General features: G+C 72.2%; 20 protein-coding genes. 16 read left to right on the forward strand and 4 right to left on the reverse strand.

Annotation, left to right across the window (positions count from 1 at the left end):
* Positions 1-148: 148 nt before the first annotated feature.
* Genes ACWGPF_RS00885 through ACWGPF_RS00895 form a run of 3 tightly spaced genes read left to right on the forward strand, consistent with a single transcriptional unit; the run spans position 149 to position 3418 of the window.
* Positions 149-1180, forward strand: coding sequence for a Bug family tripartite tricarboxylate transporter substrate binding protein (locus ACWGPF_RS00885; protein WP_452331017.1), 1032 nt, complete (start codon positions 149-151; stop codon positions 1178-1180).
* Positions 1177-1731, forward strand: coding sequence for a tripartite tricarboxylate transporter TctB family protein (locus ACWGPF_RS00890; protein WP_452331018.1), 555 nt, complete (start codon positions 1177-1179; stop codon positions 1729-1731). The genes ACWGPF_RS00885 and ACWGPF_RS00890 overlap by 4 nt, the downstream gene beginning before the upstream one ends.
* Positions 1724-3418 carry a tripartite tricarboxylate transporter permease gene (locus ACWGPF_RS00895; protein ID WP_452331019.1) on the forward strand — a complete coding sequence of 565 codons (1695 nt, stop codon included), beginning with the start codon at positions 1724-1726 and terminating at the stop codon, positions 3416-3418. Before ACWGPF_RS00890 ends, ACWGPF_RS00895 begins: the two co-directional genes overlap by 8 nt.
* A gap of 82 nt (positions 3419-3500) precedes the next feature.
* Here the strand turns inward: ACWGPF_RS00895 and ACWGPF_RS00900 are convergent, their stop codons facing one another.
* Complete coding sequence (locus ACWGPF_RS00900; RefSeq protein WP_452331020.1) at positions 3501-4436, reverse strand: LysR family transcriptional regulator; 936 nt, start codon at positions 4434-4436, stop codon at positions 3501-3503.
* 114 nt (positions 4437-4550) lie between these two features.
* Between ACWGPF_RS00900 and ACWGPF_RS00905 the strand changes: the two genes are divergently transcribed.
* Genes ACWGPF_RS00905 through ACWGPF_RS00935 form a run of 7 tightly spaced genes read left to right on the forward strand, consistent with a single transcriptional unit; the run spans position 4551 to position 10347 of the window.
* On the forward strand, positions 4551-5255 hold the full coding sequence (locus ACWGPF_RS00905; protein ID WP_452331021.1) for an SDR family NAD(P)-dependent oxidoreductase: 705 nt from the start codon (positions 4551-4553) through the stop codon (positions 5253-5255).
* Positions 5252-5983, forward strand: coding sequence for an SDR family NAD(P)-dependent oxidoreductase (locus ACWGPF_RS00910; RefSeq protein ID WP_452331022.1), 732 nt, complete (start codon positions 5252-5254; stop codon positions 5981-5983). The genes ACWGPF_RS00905 and ACWGPF_RS00910 overlap by 4 nt, the downstream gene beginning before the upstream one ends.
* A gap of 44 nt (positions 5984-6027) precedes the next feature.
* Positions 6028-6903 (forward strand): substrate-binding periplasmic protein, encoded by an 876-nt coding sequence (locus tag ACWGPF_RS00915; RefSeq protein WP_452331023.1) that lies wholly within the window; start codon positions 6028-6030, stop codon positions 6901-6903.
* A 46-nt stretch (positions 6904-6949) separates the two neighbouring features.
* Positions 6950-7735: an amino acid ABC transporter ATP-binding protein gene (locus ACWGPF_RS00920; RefSeq protein ID WP_452331024.1), complete on the forward strand. Its 786-nt coding sequence runs from the start codon at positions 6950-6952 to the stop codon at positions 7733-7735.
* Position 7736: 1 nt separating this feature from the next.
* Positions 7737-8381, forward strand: a complete 645-nt coding sequence (locus ACWGPF_RS00925) for an amino acid ABC transporter permease (protein ID WP_452331025.1) — start codon at positions 7737-7739, stop codon at positions 8379-8381.
* On the forward strand, positions 8378-9022 hold the full coding sequence (locus tag ACWGPF_RS00930; RefSeq protein WP_452331026.1) for an amino acid ABC transporter permease: 645 nt from the start codon (positions 8378-8380) through the stop codon (positions 9020-9022). The genes ACWGPF_RS00925 and ACWGPF_RS00930 overlap by 4 nt, the downstream gene beginning before the upstream one ends.
* 23 nt (positions 9023-9045) lie before the next feature.
* Entirely contained in the window at positions 9046-10347 is a 1302-nt protein-coding gene (locus ACWGPF_RS00935) for a flavin-containing monooxygenase (RefSeq protein WP_452331027.1), read from the forward strand.
* Positions 10348-10364: 17 nt separating this feature from the next.
* Here ACWGPF_RS00935 and ACWGPF_RS00940 read toward each other — a convergent pair whose 3' ends face one another.
* Positions 10365-11621 (reverse strand): LuxR C-terminal-related transcriptional regulator, encoded by a 1257-nt coding sequence (locus tag ACWGPF_RS00940; RefSeq protein WP_452331028.1) that lies wholly within the window; start codon positions 11619-11621, stop codon positions 10365-10367.
* Positions 11622-11713: 92 nt separating this feature from the next.
* On the opposite strand from ACWGPF_RS00940, the gene hxlB reads away from it, so the two are divergent.
* The 4 genes from hxlB (at position 11714) to ACWGPF_RS00960 (ending at position 16195) form a co-directional block, all read left to right on the forward strand.
* Complete coding sequence (hxlB, locus tag ACWGPF_RS00945) at positions 11714-12292, forward strand: 6-phospho-3-hexuloisomerase (protein ID WP_452331029.1); 579 nt, start codon at positions 11714-11716, stop codon at positions 12290-12292.
* Positions 12293-12314: 22 nt separating this feature from the next.
* Positions 12315-12941 (forward strand): 3-hexulose-6-phosphate synthase, encoded by a 627-nt coding sequence (gene hxlA, locus ACWGPF_RS00950; RefSeq protein WP_452331030.1) that lies wholly within the window; start codon positions 12315-12317, stop codon positions 12939-12941.
* 111 nt (positions 12942-13052) lie between these two features.
* Complete coding sequence (locus tag ACWGPF_RS00955; RefSeq protein ID WP_452331031.1) at positions 13053-15407, forward strand: glycoside hydrolase family 65 protein; 2355 nt, start codon at positions 13053-13055, stop codon at positions 15405-15407.
* Positions 15408-15439: 32 nt separating this feature from the next.
* Positions 15440-16195, forward strand: coding sequence for an AAA family ATPase (locus tag ACWGPF_RS00960; RefSeq protein ID WP_452331032.1), 756 nt, complete (start codon positions 15440-15442; stop codon positions 16193-16195).
* 13 nt (positions 16196-16208) lie between these two features.
* Here the strand turns inward: ACWGPF_RS00960 and ACWGPF_RS00965 are convergent, their stop codons facing one another.
* Positions 16209-16577 carry a glyoxalase superfamily protein gene (locus tag ACWGPF_RS00965; RefSeq protein ID WP_452331033.1) on the reverse strand — a complete coding sequence of 123 codons (369 nt, stop codon included), beginning with the start codon at positions 16575-16577 and terminating at the stop codon, positions 16209-16211.
* Between the two features lie 262 nt (positions 16578-16839).
* Here ACWGPF_RS00965 and ACWGPF_RS00970 point away from each other — a divergent pair, with 262 nt between their 5' ends.
* Positions 16840-17436 carry a GntR family transcriptional regulator gene (locus ACWGPF_RS00970; protein ID WP_452331034.1) on the forward strand — a complete coding sequence of 199 codons (597 nt, stop codon included), beginning with the start codon at positions 16840-16842 and terminating at the stop codon, positions 17434-17436.
* A 61-nt stretch (positions 17437-17497) separates the two neighbouring features.
* Positions 17498-18682 (forward strand): MFS transporter, encoded by a 1185-nt coding sequence (locus tag ACWGPF_RS00975; protein ID WP_452331035.1) that lies wholly within the window; start codon positions 17498-17500, stop codon positions 18680-18682.
* Positions 18683-18687: 5 nt separating this feature from the next.
* On the opposite strand, the gene ACWGPF_RS00980 is transcribed toward ACWGPF_RS00975, so the two are convergent.
* Positions 18688-19323 (reverse strand): TetR/AcrR family transcriptional regulator, encoded by a 636-nt coding sequence (locus ACWGPF_RS00980; protein WP_452331036.1) that lies wholly within the window; start codon positions 19321-19323, stop codon positions 18688-18690.
* Positions 19324-19347: the final 24 nt, after the last annotated feature.

The following is a 19347-nucleotide window of genomic DNA, read 5'->3' on the forward strand; positions in this document are numbered from 1 at the left end:
CGTCGGGGCGGAGTCGCCCGCCGCGGACCGAAATGAACAGAACGCGACGTTAGTCGCGCAACCCGGCTCTGCCACCGTGGTCCGCCCTACCGTCCTCTTCAGATCGCGACCGGCAGGGAGCCGGCGCTCAAAGACGAGGAGCGATCCCATGCGCATCACCGCACACCCCCGCGCCCGCTGGACGGCCGCCATCGGAACCGCCGCGCTCGCGGCCGTCGCCCTGGCCGGCTGCAGCGCCGACGGCGGCGCCGAGCCCGCGACGGGCGACGGCGAGGCCGCCGCGCTCACGGCCGTCGACGTCATCGCGCCGGCCGACCCGGGAGGCGGATGGGACCAGACGGCTCGCGCCCTGAGCGCCGCGCTCACGGACGAGGGGCTCGTGGACTCGGCCCCCGTCACGAACATCGGCGGCGCGGGCGGGACGGTCGGGCTCGCGAGCCTCGCGACCGAGACCGACGCCGCGACCCTCATGGTGACGGGCTCCGTCATGGTCGGCGCCGTCGAGACCAACGCGTCGGAGAACCGCATCGAGGACATGACGCCCATCGCGCGCCTCACGGAGGAGCCGCTCGTCATCGTCGTGCCCGCCGCGAGCGAGTTCGAGTCGATCGACGACCTCGTCGACGCGATCGTCGAGCGCGGGCCCGAGGTCACCGTCACGGGAGGCAGCGCGGGCGGCATCGACAACATCCTCGCCGGCCAGCTGCTCGTGGCAGCCGGGGTCGACGCGGCCGACGTGCCGTCGACCCTGAACTACATCCCGAACTCCGGCGGCGGCGAGGCGCTCACGATGCTGCTGGGCGGCACGGCGCAGGTCGGCATCTCGGGCGTCGGCGAGTTCGCCGAGTCGGTGGAGTCGGGCGACCTGCGGGCGCTCGGCGTCTCGTCGGCCGAGCCGGCGCTCGCCCTGCCCGATGCCCCGACCCTGCAGGACGAGGGTATCGACATCGACCTCACGAACTGGCGCGGCCTCCTCGCTCCCGGCGGGATCTCCGCCGAGGAGGAGCAGCAGCTCGTCGACCTCGTGACGCAGCTCGCCGAGAGCCCGGCATGGGCGGAGGCCGTCGAGGCGAACGGCTGGACCGACGCGTTCCAGACGGGCGACGAGTTCCAAGCCTTCGTCGACGACGACATCACGCAGACGCAGGAGACCCTGCGCACCATCGGCCTCACCTCATGACCGCATCGTCCGCCACTGCACCGTCCGCGACTGCACCGTCCGCCACTGCACCGTCGCGCGGCCAGCGCATCGAGGCGATGATCGTCGCGGTCGTCATCATCGCGATCGCGATCGGAGCGCTCGTCCTCGCCTCGACCATCCGCGAGACCGGCAGCGCGCTCACGCTGAGCCCGCGCGTCGTGCCCTACGTCGTGGGCGGCCTGCTGCTCGTCTCGGGCGTCGCCGTGCTCGTCGGCCAGCTGCGCGGCCGCTACGGCCACCCCGAGGAGGGGGAGGACGTCGACCTCGCGGGCGGCACGTCGTGGGTCACGACGGTCGTCATCGCGGCGGCGTTCGTCTCGCTCGTCGTGACGATCCCGTGGCTCGGATGGCCGCTCGGCGTCACCCTCACGTTCGCCGCCTCGGCCATCGCCCTCGGCGCCCGCCGGTGGTGGGCGGCCGTGCTCGTCGGGTTCGGGCTCGGGGTCGTCAGCCAGCTCGTCTTCGGAACCCTCCTCGGCCTCTCGCTGCCCGCCACGGGCGCCCTCACCTCCTGGATCCCCGTTGGATAGCATCGGCCTCCTCCTCGAGGGCTTCGCCACCGCCGCGCAGCCCGTCTACCTGCTGTACGCGCTGCTGGGCGTCTTCGTCGGCACGGCCGTCGGCGTCCTGCCGGGCATCGGCCCCGCCATGACCGTGGCGCTGCTCCTGCCGATCACCTACTCGCTCGAGCCCACGGCCGCGCTCATCGTGTTCGCCGGCATCTACTACGGCGGGATGTACGGCGGATCGACGACGTCCATCCTGCTGAACACGCCAGGCGAGTCGGCGTCGATCGTCACGGCGCTCGAAGGCAACAAGATGGCGCGCGCGGGGCGCGGCGCGGCCGCGCTCGCGACGGCCGCGATCGGCTCGTTCATCGCCGGCTCGATCGCGACGGCCCTGCTCACCCTCGTCGCCCCGACGCTCGCGCGCTGGGCGGTGGCCCTCGGCCCCGCCGACTACTTCGCGCTCATGGTCGTCGCGTTCCTCACCGTCGGGGCGCTCGTCGGATCGAGCCTGTGGCGGGGCCTCGTGTCGCTCGCCCTCGGACTCCTCATCGGCCTCGTCGGCGTCGACAGCATCACGGGGCAGGCGCGGTTCACGCTGGGCGTGCCCCAGCTCACCGACGGCATCGACGTCGTACTCGTCGCGGTCGGCCTCTTCGCGCTCGGCGAGGCGCTCTACGTCGGCTCACGACTGCGCGGCGGGCAGATCCCGCTCATCCCCATCACGCGCGGATGGCGCACGTGGATGCGCCGCTCGGACTGGCGGCGCTCGTGGAAGCCGTGGCTTCGCGGCACGGCGATCGGGTTCCCGATCGGCACGATCCCCGCGGGAGGGGCGGATGTCGCGACCTTCCTCTCGTACGCCGCCGAGCGCGGTCTCGCGAAGGGCCCCTACAAGAAGCAGTTCGGCAAGGGCGCCATCGAGGGCGTCGCGGGCCCGGAGTCGGCGAACAACGCCGCAGCGGCCGGCGTGCTCGTCCCGCTGCTGACGCTCGGCATCCCGACGACGGCGACGGCCGCCATCATCATCTCGGCGTTCCAGACGTACGGCATCCAGCCGGGGCCGCGGCTCTTCGAATCGCAGTCGGCGCTCGTGTGGGCGCTCATCGCGAGCCTCTACATCGGCAACGTCATGCTGCTCGTGCTGAACCTGCCGCTCGTGGGGCTCTGGGTGAAGCTGCTGCAGATCCCGCGGCCGTACCTCTACGCCGGCATCCTCGTGTTCGCGGGGCTCGGCGCGTATGCGGCGAACTTCACGACGTTCGACATCGGCGTGCTTCTCGTGCTGGGCCTGCTCGGCTTCTTCATGCGCAGACAGGGCTTCCCCGTGTCGCCGCTCGTCGTCGGCGCCATCCTCGGCCCCATGGCGGAGGAGCGGCTACGGCAGGCGATGCAGCTCGGGACGGGAGACCCCGCCTACCTTGTGCACTCGCCGTTCGCCATCGCCGCCTACGTCGCCGTCGTCGTGCTCATCGCCGTCGCCCTGTGGCTGCGGCGCAGGCAGGCGCGCTTCGAAGCCGCGCTCCCCGACGGCGACGAGCCGACGGAGTCGACCACGGCCATCCAGACGCTCGACGAGGAGATCGAGCTTCAGGAGCCGACTCCCCAGCTCGACCGCGGGCGCCTCGCGACGGCCGCCTACCCGACCGTGTCGCGTCGGGCGGCGAAGCGCGCGCGCCGCCGGGGGCAAAGCCGGGGCGACGGCGGCTGAGGTCGGCGCCGCGGTTCGCCGCGGCGCGCGGCGGCGGGGGCTGGGGAGCCCCCCGCCGCGATCCGGCGAAAGGCGCCTGCCGTCAGGCCTCCCCGCCGAACGGCGACTCGTCCGCGATGCGCTGCAAAATGCGGTGGGCGAGCCGCATGAACTGCGCGGTGGCGGGCGAGATCGCCGCGTTCCGGCGGGTGATGAACGCGTAGTGCTCGATGATCGGGGGATCGAGGGGCGCCCAGGTGAGGCCCCGTGCCGCCATGAGCGGCCGGCCCACGTGGTACGACACGAGGGAGTCGCCGATGCCCTGCGCGGCGAGTTCGAGGGCGTGCGTCTGGAACTCGACCTCGACGATCGGGTGGATCGCGATGCCGTCGCGCTGGGCGCGGGTGAGGAGGGAGACGCGCAGCGGATCATCCTGCGACCAGCGTGCCTCCGAGAGGATGAGCGGCCGTTCTGCGAGCGTCGCGATGTCGACCGGCTCGACCGTGTGCGACGGGTCGCGCGAGACGTACACCGCCTGGTCGCTGAAGACCGACGGCGTGAGGGTGAGCTCCCTGTCGTCGACCGGCAGCTGCACGAGACCCGCTTCGAGCCGTCCGTCGCGCACCGCGTCGGCGACCTCCGAGGAGTTCAGGCCCACCACCTGGATGCGCACGCGCGGGTGCCGGGCATGGAAGTCGCGGATGAGGTCGGTGAGGAGGTACAGGTGCGCGCTGTTGAAGGTGCCGAACGACACCGTCCCCTCCTCGATCGAGCGGATGCGGCGGCTCCAGTCGGTGAACTCGCGCAGGTCGGCGAGGGTCTTCTCGGCGAGGGGGATCAGCTGCTTGCCGGCGTCGGTGAGAAGGAGCCCGCGTGAGGTCCTCGTGAACAGCGTCACCTCGAGAGTGCGTTCGAGGACGCCGATCTGCTCCGACAGGCTCGGCTGGGCGATGTGGTTCTCGACGGCGGCCGCGGCGAACGTGCCGTTGCGAGCGGCGGAGAGGAAGTACTCCAGCTGGCGGATGGTGGGCTGGGCCATCCCGTCATCCTTGCTCAAGGTTTCTCCTATGTCCAACCCCGGATAACTAGTGTTGCCCTGTCCTCGCGGCATGAGTTCACTTGACGTTCAACACCACTCACCCGGAGGACACACATGAACCAGCCCCCGCGCACGGCCGTCGTCACCGGCGCGTCGTCCGGCATGGGCCTCGCCACCGCGACGGCTTTCCGCACCGAGGGATGGCGCGTCGTCGGCATCGACGTCGCCGCCCCCGCGGTCGACGACGGGGTGCTCTCCGTCGTGGCCGACGTCCGCTCGCGCGACGACGTGGCCCGCGCACTCGACGAGGTGCTCGCTCCGGGCGACCGCATCGACGCCGTCGCGAACATCGCCGGCGTCTATCCGCCGACGACGCTCGAGAGCTACGACGAGGCCACCTACCGCCGCATCTTCGACATCAACGTCCTCGGCGTCGTCAACGTCGTGGCCGCGGCGCGCCCGCGCATGGGCGACGGCGCGACCATCGTGAACTTCGCCTCCGTCGACGCGTTCACGGTGTCGCCCGGCCAGCTCCTGTACGGCGCGTCGAAGGCGGCGGTCGTCATGCTCACGAAGTCGCTCGCGCTCGAGCTCGCCCCCGCGGGAATCCGCGTCAACGGCATCGCCCCCGGCTGGGTCGCGACGCCGGGGAACGCCGCGACCGGGCGCATGGAAGCCGCGGCCGCGGGCATCCCCCTCGGGCGCGTGGCCCAGCCCGGGGAGATCGCACGATGGACGGTGCTGCTGTCCTCTCCCGACACCACGGCGTTCATGACGGGCGAGACCGTCGTCCTCTCCGGAGGGGACGTCATCCGATGATGCACGCCGGCGATGCCGTCATCATCACGGGGGGCGCCCGCGGCCAGGGCGCCGCGCACGCCGCCCTGCTCGGACGCCCCGGCACGCGCGTCATCCTCACGGACGTCCTCGACGACGAAGGCGAGCGCACCGCGGCCGTCCTCCGCGCCAGCGGTGCACGGGCCGAGTACCACCACCTCGACGTGGCCGACGAGCACTCGTGGGCCGCGCTCGCCGCCGCCCTCTCCGAAGCGCGGGTCCGTGTCCGCGGCCTCGTGAACAACGCGGGCGTGCTGCGGTACGCCCCGATCGCCGACACGACGATGGACATGTGGCGGCTCCACGACCGCATCAACGTGCACGGCGCGTTCCTCGGGATCCGCACCTTCGCTCCCGTCATGGCGGCGAGCGGCGGCGGATCGATCGTGAACATCTCCTCCACCGCCGCGCTCGTCGGGACAGCGGGCTACGCCGCCTACTCGGCATCGAAGGCCGCCCTCATCGGGCTCACCCGCGCCGCGGCCGCGGAGCTCGCACCGGCGGTGCGCGTCAACGCCATCTGCCCCGGCGGCGTCTCGACGGCCATGAACGACGACGAGCCCGCGGGCGGCTCGAGCGCGTCCACGCCGCTCGGGCGGCGTGCGCGCCCCGAAGAGGTCTCGCCGCTCGTCGACTACCTCCTGTCGCCCGCATCGTCGTTCGCCACAGGCGCCGTGTTCCCGCTCGACGGCGGCCTCACCGCCGTCTGACCTCCACCCGAGAGCATCACCCTCATCCCCCGATTGGATCGACCATGTCCCTCCCCACCCTCCTCCGTCGTTCTCTCGTCGTCACGGCGGCCGTCTCCGCCGTCGTGCTCCTCGCATCGTGCAGCTCCGCAGGCGGACCCGCCGCGACCGCCGTCGCCGACGGGTGCGAACCCGTCCACGAGGGGCTCGACACGTACACCGACGGCACGCTCACGGTCGGCGTCCCCGAGAACCTCCCCTACACCCAGACGTCGGGGTCGGATGCGTCGGGCCTCGAGATCGACCTCGTGAAGCGGATGGCCGATGCCGAGTGCCTCGCCGTCGCCTTCGTGCCGATCACCTACGCCAGCGGCGTCCCCATGATCAGCGAGCAGAAGCGCGCCGACATCATCACGGGAGGCTGGTACGTCACGGAGGCGCGTGCGGAGCAGGTCGGGTTCACCTCGCCGACGTTCTACGACTCGATGGGCATCGTCTCCGCCGACGGCGCCACCACCGTCGACGAGCTCGAGGAGATCGGCGCCGTCGGGAGCGGTGCGGGCTTCTCGTGGGAGGCCGACATGAGCGCCGTGCTCGGATCGGACCTGAAGGTCTACCCCGGCACGATCGAGATGAAGCAGGATCTCGCGAGCGGCCGCATCCAGGCGGCCCTCGACGGCTACGCCGTCGCCGTCGCCGCCTACGCCGACACCGACCTCGTCGTGGAGCAGGCGGCGGAGGACGACAGGATCGCGATCACGACCGAGAAGCCGACCATCGCCTTCCCCGTCGCGAAGGAGAACACCGCGCTGTCCGACGCCCTGAGCGAGCTCATCGACGGCTACCGCGAGGACGGCACGCTCGCAGAGGTGCTGGCCGACTACGACCTCCCCGCCGACCTCCTCATCCCGGCCGACGTCGCGGCCGGCTCCATCCGCTGACCGACCGGAGCGCGCCGCCCGCGGTGCGCTCCGGACAGGAGACATCATGAACGCGAGTCCTTTCACCCAGGTCAACGAGACCGCCACGGCCGGCGTCGAGATCGCCGGCCTCTCCAAGAGCTTCGGCAGCAACCTCGTGCTGGACGACATCTCCGTGTCGGTGCGTCCGGGCAGCGTCACGGCGCTGATCGGGCCGTCCGGCTCGGGCAAGAGCACGCTGCTGCGCTGTGTGAACCTGCTCGAGACCCCCGACCGCGGCACCATCACCGTCGGCTCGCAGACCATCGAGGCCGGTCGCCGCGTGCGCGAGAGCGAGCTGCTCGCGCTCCGGCGACAGGTCGGGATGGTCTTCCAATCGTTCAACCTGTTCCCTCACTTCACGGTCCTGCGGAACGTCGCACTCCCTCAGGAGAAGGTCCTCGGACGAAGCAAGGAAGAGGCGGAGGCGCGCGCGCTCACCCTGCTCGACCGCGTGGGACTGAAGGAGAAGGCGCACCAGCACCCCGGGCGGTGCTCGGGAGGGCAGCAGCAGCGCATCGCCATCGCCAGGGCGCTCGCCCTGGGCCCCCGCGCCATGCTCTTCGACGAGCCGACGAGCGCTCTCGATCCCGAAGTCGGCGTGGAGGTGCTCGCCGTCATGCGCGAGCTCGCCGACGCCGGCATGACGATGATCGTCGTCACGCACGAGATGCAGTTCGCGCGCGACGTCGGCGACCACCTGGTCGTCATGGCGGACGGGCACATCATCGAGGAGGGCGATCCCCGCGCCATCATGGCCGACCCGCAGCAGGAGCGCACGCGGCGCTTCCTGAGCGCCGTCCTGGAGCGCTGACGTGGCCGACGCGCTCGCCGCCGTCCTGCTCGGCCTCCCTCTCACGCTGCTCGTCACCGCCGCCGCGTTCTCGATCGGCATCGTCGTCGGCGTCCCCGTCCTGCTCGCGCTCCGATCGAGGTTCCGCCCGCTCGCTCTCGTCATGCGGTTCGCGGTCGACCTCGTCCGCGGGATCCCGCCCATCGTCTGGCTCTTCCTCCTCTACTTCGGCGTCTCGATCGGCACGGTCCGCCTGGACGCCCTCACCGCGGCCATCCTCGGGCTCGGGATCATCTCGAGCGCCTATGTCGCGGAGATGTACCGCGGCGGCTTCGCCATGGTGCCGCGCGGGCAGAGCGAGGCGGCCGCCGCTCTCGGGCTCACGCGGCGGACGTCGTTCGCCATGGTGCTCGCACCGCAGGCCGTGCGCACCGCGCTGCCCTCGCTCACGACATACCTCCTGTCGCTCCTCAAGGACTCGTCGATCGCCTCGACGATCGGCGTGGCCGACATGGTGTTCGCCGCGACGATGTTCGCGCGCCAGAACCCGACGACGGCCGGCATCGTGCCGTTCTTCCTCGCGGCAGGCGTCTACCTCGTGGTAAGCGTTCCCGTCGCGATCGCCGCTCGCCGGCTCGACGCCCGCTTCCGGAAGGACGTGCGATGACCCTCGTCGACTACCTGCCCCGTCTGGGGGAAGGGCTGCTCGTCAGTCTCCAGCTCACCGTGCTGTCGGTCGCGCTGGGCTTCGCGCTCGGCCTGCTGCTCTCGCTCGGCACGACGTCGCGGCGCGGATGGCTGCGATGGCCCGCGCTGATCGTGGTCGAGATCGGGCGCGGCATCCCCGCCCTCGTGGTCCTCTACATCGTCTACTTCGGGCTGCCGGCCATCGGCGTGCTCTTCGAGAACGTCGCCGCGGCCGTCGTCGGCCTCACCTTCACGGCGGCGGCGTACTCGTCGGAGATCTTCCGAGGGGGCATCCAGTCCGTCGCCCGGGGCCAGAGCGAGGCAGCCTCGGCGCTCGGGCTGACCGCGACGACGTCCTTCCTCCGCATCGTGCTGCCGCAGGGACTTCGATCCGCCATCCCGCCGCTCATGGGCCTCGCCATCATGTCCTTCCAGGCGACATCTCTTGCCTACTCGATCTCGGTCAACGAGCTCATGAGCCAGGCGTACCAGGTGAGCACCATCACGTTCGAGTACCTCGCCGTGTACGCCATCACGGGCCTCGTGTTCGCCGCGATCGCCGTCCCCGCCACCTGGCTCTCCGTCGCGGTCGAGCGCAGGCTCGCGCGCGGCTCCCACTGAAACACCGTCAGAAGGAACAGCACATGACCCGCTACTGCGTCATCGGGGCCGGCGCCGCCGGCATCTCCGCCCTCGCGGCTCTGCGCGCCGCCGGCCACGACGTCGACTGCTACGAGAAGACCGACCGGGTCGGGGGCCACTGGCACACCGACTACGACGCGCTGCATCTCATCACCTCGCGCGACATGACGCACTTCGAGGGATTCCCGATGCCCGACCACTATCCGCACTTCCCGCGGCGCGATCAGGTGCGCGAGTACCTCGAGTCGTACGCGCGGCACCACGGCCTGTACGACGTCATCCGGTTCGGCGTCGAGGTCCGCTCGGTCGTCCCCGTGGCCGCCGACGGCCCGGTCGGATCCGACGGCTGGATCGTGACACTCGAGACGGGGGAGTCCCTCCGGTACGACGGCGTGCTCGTGGCGAACGGGCACCTGTGGGACCAGCGGGTTCCCGATATCGCGTCGTCCTTCACCGGCCGGCAGGTGCACTCCGGCTCCTACCGGAGCACGTCCGACATCGAGGGCGACCGCGTTCTCGTCGTCGGCGCGGGCAACTCGGGGTGCGACCTCGCGGTCGACGCCGCGCAGCACCGGCTCGAAGTCGACATCGTCATCCGCAGAGGCACCTACTTCCAGCCGAAGTCGTACTTCGGCGTCCCGCGTCAGGAGGTGCCGTGGATGGCGCAGTTCGCTCCCGACGAGCAGGACCTCATCGCGAGACTCCTCGCACGCGTGTCGATCGGGGAGTGGGACGCCTACCCCGGGATGCCGCGCCCGGAGCACAGGACTCTCGCCGACGGTGCGACCGTGGTCAACAGCCTGCTCCTGTACTGGGTCCAGCACGGGCGCGTCGCGATCCGGCCGGGCATCGATGCCATCGACGGCCGTCTCGTGCGATTCGAGGACGGCACGGAGAAGGAGTACGACACGATCCTGTGGGCGACCGGCTTCCACTCCAGCCTCCCGTTCCTCGACGACGCGCTCGTGCAGCGCCGACGGGGCGCGCCGCTGCGCTACGGCGCGGGTGTCGTCCCGCAGGGGCTGGAGAAGCTCTACTACATCGGGATGGCCGCGCCACGCGGCCCGCAGATCCCCGTCTACGGCGTGCAGACGAAGCTCGCCCTGCGCATGATGGAGCTGCACGAGCGGTCGGGCGGATTCGCCCCGGTCGCCGGCTATCTCGCCGGGCTGCAGGAGGCGGAGGATCGCATCGACATCGTGCGCGCGGTGTGGAACGAGCAGCTCGACGACACCCACCGGCTCCTCGACGCCTTCGCGGCCGCGCGCACGGGCGAACCGGTGGGGTCGGCGGCGGCGGGCTGACCGGGTCGGCGCGGGGCTCAGGCGAGCCCTGCGCCGACCGCGAGGGCGACCGCCTCGGCGCGCGTGCCCACCCCGAGCTTGCGGTAGACCCGCGCGAGATGGAACTTCACGGTGTTCTCGCTGAGCGAGAGCGCCTCGGCGATCTGGCGGTTGCGCCTCCCCTGCGCGAGCAGGCGCAGCACCTCGTCCTCCCGCGGGGCGAGCCCCCACTCGGCGACGTCGACCGGTGATGGCGGGTCGAGCGGCAGCCGCACGTCGAGCTCGGAGCCCCATCCGGGCACGCGGGTGAGCTCGGCGGCGCCTCCCAGCGAGGCGGCCTTCGCCTGCGCGATGTGGAGAGCCGGAGCGTCGGCGTCGACCCCGCCGCGCCCGTCGTCTCGCACGTTGACGAGCAGGTTGCGGCCGTCGCAGTCCCACTGCACCCGCACACGCGTGATGTCGTCCTGGTCGTTCATGGCGAGCACGGCGCTGCGGACGATCGCGCGCGCAGCGTGAGCGACCTCGCCGGGGAGGGCGCGCCCGTCGGCGGGCGGCTCGACGAACTCGATGTCGAGACGCCCGTACTGCGTGAGCGGGCGCAGGTCCGCACGCAGTCGCCGGAAGGCTCTCGCGACCTGCTCCTCCGACACGGTGAGGAGCACGTCGCTCGCCGTCTTCGTGCGCACGAGGGCGTCGGCGACGAGGTCGGCGACGGCGGTGCGCGCCCGTCGATCGTCGATGGTGCGGCCGCGCAGCACCGCGAGGAACGACTCGAGGTCGGTGGCGTGGCGCTCGGTGAGCTCGGTGGTCACCCGCACGCGCTCCGCCGACACCGCGCGCGATTCGACGGGCTGCGACGGGTCGGCATGGCCGACGAGCTGCCGGATGTGCAGGGCCGTCGTCTCCCAGACGGTCTCCACGAGCTCGTCGACGGCCGCGTCCGCCGGGGGATCGGCGTCGCAGAGGACGAGGACTGCGCCGGTCGACGCCTCCCACGCGCGCACGCTGCGTTCGGCGCCGGCGATCACGGCGGTGCGCACGGCGTCTCCCGCTCGCAGGCGCCGGCGCACGTCGGCCATCTCGTGGATGGTCACGGCCTCGGTGATGCCCGTGTCGCCGGCCTTCTTCTGCGGACGTCCCGTGCAGTCCTCCGTGAAGATCACGAGCGCCCGGTGGGGGAGCATCGCGCGCAGGCCGTCGCTGAGCTTCTCTGCGACGCCGAGGAGCGGTGCGGTGGCGACGTCTCCGAACGCCCGGAGGAGTTCGACGGCGGTGCGCGGGATGGTGGTCTCCATCACCCCAGCGTACGTTCCGCCCACCCGTTCGGGTAGTGGATCGACCGTGTCGGGTGGTGCTCCGCCATCCGTCGGTCCCGCAGGCTCGTCCCATGGACGCCGTCGAGATCGCCGAACCGGACGCACGGGCCGGGCTGGCGCTCGCCCGGCAGGAGCTGGACGCGGCGCTCGCCGCAGTGGACCCCTCTGCGGTCGCATCGGCGGCGAGGGCCGTCGCCGGGGCGGATCGCGTGTTCGTCCTCGGGCTGGGCCGCTCGGGCATCGCGCTGCGTGCGCTCGCGATGCGGCTCATGCACCTCGGGATCGAGGCGCACGTCGTCGGCGAGACGACCGCGCCCGCGGTGCGGCCGGGCGACGTGCTCGTCGTCGCGTCCGGCTCCGGCACGACCGCGTCGGTCGTGCGGTCGACCGAGAAGGCCGCCTCCCTCGGGGTGCGCATCGTGGTGCTCACGGCCGCTCCAGGGTCGCCGCTCGCGGCCGCCTCCGACCTCGTCGTCGCCGTGCCGGCCGCGGTGAAGACCGATCACGGCGGCAGCGCGTCGCGCCAGTACGCCGGCAGCCTCTTCGAGCAGGCCGTGCTCGTCGTGGGCGACGCGCTCTTCCATGCGCTCTGGACGGCGTCGGGCACCTCGGCCGAGGAGCTGTGGACCCGTCACGCGAACCTCGAATGACCCCCTGTTGAAAGGAACCCCCATGACGAAGCTGCAGGTCGCGATCGACCTCCTCACCACCGACGCCGCGCTCGACCTCGCGGGCCGCGTGGCGCCTCACGTCGACATCATCGAGCTCGGCACGCCGCTCATCAAGCACGAGGGGCTCTCGGTCATCCGCGCCGTGAAGGACGCTCACCCCGACAAGACCGTCTTCGCCGATCTCAAGACGGCTGACGCGGGTGCGCTCGAGGCAGAGATCGCGTTCGACGCGGGCGCCGACCTCATCACGGTGCTCGGCACGGCCGACGACTCCACGATCGCCGGCGCCGTGGCGGTGGCGAAGGAGAAGGGCAAGGGCGTCGTCGTCGACCTCATCGGCGTCGCCGACAAGGCGGGTCGCGCCCGCGAGGTGCACGCCCTCGGCGCCGAGTTCGTGGAGTTCCACGCGGGCCTCGACGAGCAGGCGCAGCCCGGATTCAGCCTCGACACCCTCCTCGCGGCCGGCACGGCGTCGGATGTGCCGTTCTCGGTGGCGGGCGGCGTCGGCCCCGCCACGATCGACGCGGTCCGCTCCGCCGGTGCCCGCGTCGCGGTCGCGGGCGGGGCGATCTACGGGGCGGCAGACCCGGGCGCGGCAGCGGAGCAGCTGAAGGCCGCCCTCGCCTGAGCATCGGCGACGGACGGCTGTGCCGGACGCGACCGGGGGGCGCGTAACCGCGCTCCCGGTCGGCTGTCAACGGCGTGCGGCCCTCCGCCTCCGGCCGTAGCGTCGGATGGCATGATGCGCCCGCTGCCCTTCGACATCGCCCCCTGGAGCGTCGGCCTCTCCGGCGTCGACGCCGAGCGGATGGGGCACCGCGAGTCGGTGTTCGCCCTGTCGAACGGGCACATCGGATGGCGCGGCTCCCTCGACGAGGGCGAGCCCAGGGGCACGACGGGAGCCTTCCTCAACGGCGTGCACGAGACCCATCCCATGCCGTATGCGGAGGACGGCTACGGCTATCCCGAGGAGGGGCAGAGCGTCGTCAACGTGGCCGACGGCCGCGTCATCCGACTGCTCGTGGACGACGAGCCGTTCGACGTCGGCAGCGGCGAGCTCGTCGTGCACGAGCAGCGGCTCGATCTGCGGGGCGGGGTCCTGCACCGTCACGTCACGTGGACGTCGCCGGCGGGTCGCACCGTGCGCATCGCGTCGACGCGCCTCGTTTCCTACGCCCACCGGGCTGTCGCCGCGGTGCGCTACATCGTGACAGCCGTCGACGGCGCCGCAACGGTCACGCTGCTGTCGGAGCTGGCCGCGAACGAGGCCATCCCGGGACTCCACCCCGACGACCGGGTGCAGGCGGCCCTCGATCGGCCGTTCGAGAGCGTCGACCACCACATCATCGGAACGACCGCGACGCTCGTGCACCGCACGCGGCGCAGCGGGATCGCGGTCGCCGTCGCGATGGACCACGTCGTCTCGCCCGCTGTCGATCAGCGCGTCGAGACGTCGCCCGACCTCGCCCGCACCACCATCGCCATCCGCCTGGGCGCGGGCGAGCGGCTCGAGGTCGTGAAGCTCGTCGGCCACGCCTGGTCGGCCGACGCCGCGCCGGACGCACTGCGCGACCGGGCCGAGGCCGCCGTCGCGGATGCCGCACGAGCCGGGTGGGACGAGCTCGTCGCCGGGCAGCGCGCGGCGCTCGACGACTACTGGCAGTGCGCCGACGTCGTCGTCGACGGGCAGCCCCGTCTTCAGCAGGCCGTGCGGTTCGCGCTGTTCCACGTCTTCCAGGCGTCCGCGCGGATCGAGAGCCGATCGGTCCCCGGCAAGGGACTCACGGGGGCGGGCTACCAGGGGCACACGTTCTGGGACTTCGAGGCGTTCGTGCTCCCCGTGCTGACGGCGACCGCGCCAGACTCCGCGGCGCAGGCGCTCCGATGGCGCCGCGCGGGGCTCGACGCCGCGCGGGCGCGGGCGCGGCAGCTGCGTCTGGCGGGGGCCGCCTTCCCGTGGCGGACGATCGACGGGACGGAGTCGTCCGGCTACTGGCCGGCGAGCACCGCGGCGTTCCACGTCGGCGCCGACATCGCGGGCGCCGCGATGCATCACGTGGAGGCGACGGGCGACGCCGCCTTCGAGCGCGACATCGCCCTCGAGCTGCTCATCGAGACGGCACGGCTGTGGATGTCGCTCGGGCACCGCGGTGCCGACGGGCGATTCCACATCGACGGCGTCACGGGGCCGGATGAGTACTCCGCGCTCTGCGAGGACAACGTCTACACGAACCTGCTCGCCGCGCGGAACCTCGTCGGCGCCGCCGACGCGGCGGACCGTCATCCCGCCGCAGGGCGCGCCCTCGGGGTGGACGAGGGCGAGAGCAGGCAGTGGCGGTCCGCGGCGCGCGACATGGCGGTGCCGTTCGACGAGCGCCGCGGCGTGCACGCGCAGTCGGCGGGCTTCACCGATCGGGAGCGATGGGATTTCGCGGCGACCGAGCGCTATCCGCTGCAGGAGAACCACCCCTATGTCGAGCTGTACCGCACGCAGGTCGTGAAGCAGGCGGATCTCGTGCTGGCGCTCGTGTTCGCGCACGACGCCTTCACGCCCGAGGAGAAGGCGGCGGCGTTCGCCTACTACGAGCCGCTCACGGTGCGCGACTCGTCGCTGTCGGCCGCTGCGCAGTCCGTGATCGCGGCGGAACTGGGACACCTGGAGCGGGCAGCGGACTACCTCGCCGAGACGGCGCTCATCGACCTCGACGACCTGCAGGGCGATACCGCGCTCGGCGTTCACCTCGCCGCCCTCGCCGGCGTATGGATGGCGGTGGTCGCGGGGTTCGGCGGGTTCCGCGACGGGGCCGACGGCATCGTCTTCGCCCCGCGGCTGCCGCCCGACGTCGACCGGCTCGCCTTCGGCATCCGCGTGCAGGGACGCACCCTGCGGCTCGAGATCGAAGCCGACCGCACCGTCTACCGGCTGACGGGCGGCGGCGTTCCTCTCACGCTGCGCCACTTCGGCGAGCCGATCGTCGTCGAGTCCGAGCGGCCGATCGAAGCGGCGACGCCTCCGCTGCCGGAGACGGGGCCGGTGCCGTCTCCGCCGCCCGGTCGCGAGCCGCGCGGGTTCCGCGACGCGCTCGCGCGGTGACGGCACGTTAGCCTGCAGGGCGAGGAGGCCCGATGGAGTCGATCTGGACGCCGGGAAGCCGCCGACGACGGGAGCAGCCGATCGTGTCGGTGCGGGCGGCCGACGATGCACCGGCGCCCGGACGGCGGTGGCCGGCGAGCATCCCGGCCGTGCGACAGGTGCTGCGCGACGGCCTGGAGCTCGACCCCGGTGTGACGTTCCTCGTCGGCGAGAACGGCAGCGGGAAGTCGACGATCGTGGAGGGGATCGCGATCGCCTACGGCCTCTCGCCCGAGGGCGGATCGCGCCAGGCGATGCACAGCACGCGCCCGACGGAGTCGCCGCTGTCGGACTGGATCCGCCTGCGCCGCGGCATCGGCGCGAGCAGATGGGGCTTCTTCCTCCGCGCCGAGACGATGCACTCGTTCTACACGTACCTCGAGGAGAACCCTTCGACGGGGGCTCCCGACACGCCGTTCCACGAGATGAGCCACGGCGAGTCGTTCCTCGCGCTGCTCGACAGCCGTTTCGACGAGCCGGGCTTCTACTGCCTCGACGAGCCAGAGGCCGCCCTGTCGTTCTCCTCCACGCTCACCCTGATCGCCGTGCTCCAGCGCATCGCGCAGGAGGGCGGCCAGGTGCTGTGCGCGACCCACTCTCCCGTGCTCGCCGCATTGCCGGGTGCCCGCATCCTCGAGGTCGGGGAGTGGGGCGTCCGGCCGGCGGAGTGGGAGGACCTCGAGCTCGTGCACCACTGGCGCTCGTTCCTCGACAGCCCGCCGCGATACCTCCGGCACCTGCTCGGCTGAGCAGGCGCGGCCGTCAGCCGCGGACGAGCTGCTGCAGAACCCAGGCGTTGCCGTCGGGGTCCACGAAGCGCACGAAGCGGCCCCAGGGCTGCTCATCGACGCCGTCGGCCTCGATGCCGCGCTCGGTCAGGTAGGCGAGCGCGGCATCCGCGTCGTCGACGACGAGCTGCACGTTGCGCAGGGTGCCGGGTTCGTCGTCCGAGATGCCGTCGCCGAACGCGATGGAGCACGCCGACCCGGGCGGCGTGACCTGCACGAACCGCAGCGCGTCGTGGACGCGCTGATCGTGGTCGACGTTCCAGCCGAGGGCGTCGCCGTAGAACGCGACGGCGCGGTCGGTGTCGGAGACGGGGACGAAGACGAGCTCGATGCGGAAATCCATGGGGGCCTCTTCTCTCTCGCCCCGAACCTACGGCGGATCGGCCTTCCACGGAACGGGCTTCTGCGCCCCCGGTCTCGGCGGACGATCGCAAATCACATCCGGTATTCCCCGTCAAGGGCCGTTCCTGAGAGCGGCGGAGTGCTTTCGCGCGCATAGACTTCCCGGGCGGGCGGACCCGACGCCCGTGTGATCGGCGTCGCCGGGGGTGCTCGTGCACGGGGGATGGAGACGCGATCGCATCCGCCTGCCCCCGGAAGGCCCCATGCCCCTCACTGCTGTCGCCCAGCGTCCCGCCACGACCCTCGCCGACGCCGCCCACGAGAGACTCGCCGAGGAGATCCTGTCCGGCCGCTTCGCGGAAGGGGAGACCCTCGACCTCTCCGAGCTAGCCGGTCAGCTCGGGATCTCGCGGATGCCCGTGCGCGAGGCGTGCGTGAGGCTCGCGGCCGACGGTCTCGTCGAGATCGAGCCGAGTCGGTGGACGCGGGTCGCGCACGTCACGGCGAAGACACGGGAGGATGCGCGTCAGCTGCTCGCCAACCTCCTCGGCATGATGCTCTGGATGGCGCTGCCCGCGGACGAGGGGGCCGACCGGCTCGCGGCGCACTCCGCCGATCTCCGCGCGGCCGAGGAGGCGGACGAACTCCTCGAGACGCTGCGCGCGCTTGCGGCGGATCTGGTGGAGCTCGCGGGGAACGACCCTCTCGCGCGCATCTGGCGCGACACCGAGCGGACCATCCGGTACCACCTGCGCGACGGGGTCGTGCCCGTTCGCCGCCGGCAGTCTGCGCTCGCCGACGCCCTCGATGCGAAGGATCCCGAGCGGGCGGCACGCGCCGTGCGCGGAATCTGCGGCTGACGCCGGGGCCGCGCGGATCTGTACGCTTGTACGCATCCCTTCGATCCGAGAGCGCACTTCCGTGACCCGCAGCATCCTCCGGCGCCGCAACGCGCTCTTCGTCCTGTTCTTCCTGCCCGGAATCGGCATCGCCTCGTGGGTCACCCGCACGCCCGAGGTGCGCGAGCTGGTCGGGGCGCGCACCGACCAGATGGGCTACATCCTCTTCGGGCTGTCGATCGGTTCGATGATCGGCATCCTCAGCTCCGGCCTGCTCGTCGCGCGCCTCGGCACGCGCATCGTCATCGCCGCGGGAACGGCGAGCGCAGCGCTCGGCGTCGCGACGGTGGGCGCGGGGGCCTTCCTCGGGGACGGCGTGGTCGTCGCCATCGGCCTCGGTCTCTTCGGGCTCGGGATGGGCGGGGGAGAGGTTGCGCTCAATGTCGAGGGCGCCGAGGTCGAGCGCGCCATCGGCCGCTCGGTGATGCCGCTCATGCACGGCTTCTTCAGCCTCGGGACGGTCGTCGGCGCCGTCGTCGGGATGCTCCTCACCGCCGTCGCCTTCCCCGTCTGGATCCATCTCGTCGTCGTCGGCGCCCTCATCGCCGTCGTGCTCGTCGCCGCCGTCCGGGCCATCCCCGGCGGAAACGGGCGGAGCGTCCGGACGGGCGAGCGGGCGCCGCGGCCGGCCGTGTGGAAGGACCCCGGACTTCTGCTCGTCGGCGGGATCATCCTCGCCCTCGCGATGGCCGAGGGGAGCGCCAACGACTGGCTGCCGATCCTCATGGTCGACGGCCACGGCTTCGACGAGGCGCTCGCCGCCGCCGTCTACGCGGTGTTCGCCGCGGCCATGACGCTCGGCCGCTTCGTCGGCGGGTGGTTCGTCGACCGCTTCGGCCGCGCCGCCGTGCTCGGCGGCAGCGCGCTCCTCGGGGCGATCGGGCTCGCCGTCGTGATCTTCGTCGACAGCCAGGTCGGGGCCGCCGCCGCCGTCGTCCTGTGGGGGATCGGCGCCTCGCTCGGCTTTCCCGTCGCGCTCTCGGCGGCGGGCGACTCGGGCGACCCGTCCGAGACCGCGGCGCGCGTGTCGTTCGCGGCGACGATCGGCTACATCGCGTTCCTCGTCGGACCGCCCGTGCTGGGAGTGCTCGGCGAGCACTACGGGCTGCGCGCGGCCATGATCGTCGTCCTCGCTCTGGTCGCCGTCGCGATCTTCCTCGCTCCCGCCGCCCGCACCCCCGCCGAGCGGATGGCCGCGCGTCGCTGAGCCGGTCAGCCGGAGGGTTGCGCCCGTCCGGCCGCGATGGCAGGGGCGATCCGGTCGAGGTGGCTCCGGATGAGCGCGGAGAAGTCGATCCTCCCGCCTGTCACCACCCACTGGAGCTGGAGGCCGTCGCTGACCGCGATGCACTCGCGGGCGAGGGCGCGGTAGTCGATGTCGCGCCGCAGCGCGCCCGCCTCGGCTTCTGCGTCGAACAGCCCGGCGATGTCCTCGACCACCCGCTCGTAGCGCCGGGCGAAGAGCTCGTGGGCGGGACTGGAGGGGTCCGCGGTCTCTGCGGAGACGAGCACGAAGAGGTCGATCAGCCCGGGGTCGGCGGCGAACGTGTCGGCGATGGACTGCAGCAGTCGCAGCGTGCGCGTGCCATCCGGCTCTCCCTCGGCGGCTTCCGCGATCTGCTGCGCGACGTCGAACCGATGTTCGACGATCGCGAGGAGAAGATGCTGCTTGGTCGGGAAGTGGTGGGTGAGGCCCGGCGTGGTCACCCCCACCTCGCGAGCGATCTCCGCGAGGGACGTCTGGGAGTACCCGGCGTCCGAGAAGCGCCGGGCGGCGACGGCAAGGATCCGCTGACGTCGTTCGAGCCCCACCGCGTAGGGGCCCCGCCTGGATCCGCCTTCTCCCACCCGACCAGGGTAGGGCGATGATCG

The sequence above is a fragment of the Microbacterium sp. NPDC055683 genome, from assembly GCF_053617895.1.

What these genes read in the sequence shown, in the direction of transcription:
- ACWGPF_RS00885 (WP_452331017.1), top strand. Translation starts at nt 149, where the DNA reads ATGCGCATCACCGCACACCCCCGCGCCCGCTGGACGGCCGCCATCGGA.
- ACWGPF_RS00890 (WP_452331018.1), top strand. Translation starts at nt 1,177, where the DNA reads ATGACCGCATCGTCCGCCACTGCACCGTCCGCGACTGCACCGTCCGCC.
- ACWGPF_RS00900 (WP_452331020.1), bottom strand. Translation starts at nt 4,436, where the DNA reads ATGGCCCAGCCCACCATCCGCCAGCTGGAGTACTTCCTCTCCGCCGCT.
- ACWGPF_RS00905 (WP_452331021.1), top strand. Translation starts at nt 4,551, where the DNA reads ATGAACCAGCCCCCGCGCACGGCCGTCGTCACCGGCGCGTCGTCCGGC.
- ACWGPF_RS00910 (WP_452331022.1), top strand. Translation starts at nt 5,252, where the DNA reads ATGATGCACGCCGGCGATGCCGTCATCATCACGGGGGGCGCCCGCGGC.
- ACWGPF_RS00915 (WP_452331023.1), top strand. Translation starts at nt 6,028, where the DNA reads ATGTCCCTCCCCACCCTCCTCCGTCGTTCTCTCGTCGTCACGGCGGCC.
- ACWGPF_RS00920 (WP_452331024.1), top strand. Translation starts at nt 6,950, where the DNA reads ATGAACGCGAGTCCTTTCACCCAGGTCAACGAGACCGCCACGGCCGGC.
- ACWGPF_RS00930 (WP_452331026.1), top strand. Translation starts at nt 8,378, where the DNA reads ATGACCCTCGTCGACTACCTGCCCCGTCTGGGGGAAGGGCTGCTCGTC.
- ACWGPF_RS00935 (WP_452331027.1), top strand. Translation starts at nt 9,046, where the DNA reads ATGACCCGCTACTGCGTCATCGGGGCCGGCGCCGCCGGCATCTCCGCC.
- ACWGPF_RS00940 (WP_452331028.1), bottom strand. Translation starts at nt 11,621, where the DNA reads ATGGAGACCACCATCCCGCGCACCGCCGTCGAACTCCTCCGGGCGTTC.
- hxlB (WP_452331029.1), top strand. Translation starts at nt 11,714, where the DNA reads ATGGACGCCGTCGAGATCGCCGAACCGGACGCACGGGCCGGGCTGGCG.
- hxlA (WP_452331030.1), top strand. Translation starts at nt 12,315, where the DNA reads ATGACGAAGCTGCAGGTCGCGATCGACCTCCTCACCACCGACGCCGCG.
- ACWGPF_RS00955 (WP_452331031.1), top strand. Translation starts at nt 13,053, where the DNA reads ATGATGCGCCCGCTGCCCTTCGACATCGCCCCCTGGAGCGTCGGCCTC.
- ACWGPF_RS00960 (WP_452331032.1), top strand. Translation starts at nt 15,440, where the DNA reads ATGGAGTCGATCTGGACGCCGGGAAGCCGCCGACGACGGGAGCAGCCG.
- ACWGPF_RS00965 (WP_452331033.1), bottom strand. Translation starts at nt 16,577, where the DNA reads ATGGATTTCCGCATCGAGCTCGTCTTCGTCCCCGTCTCCGACACCGAC.
- ACWGPF_RS00970 (WP_452331034.1), top strand. Translation starts at nt 16,840, where the DNA reads ATGCCCCTCACTGCTGTCGCCCAGCGTCCCGCCACGACCCTCGCCGAC.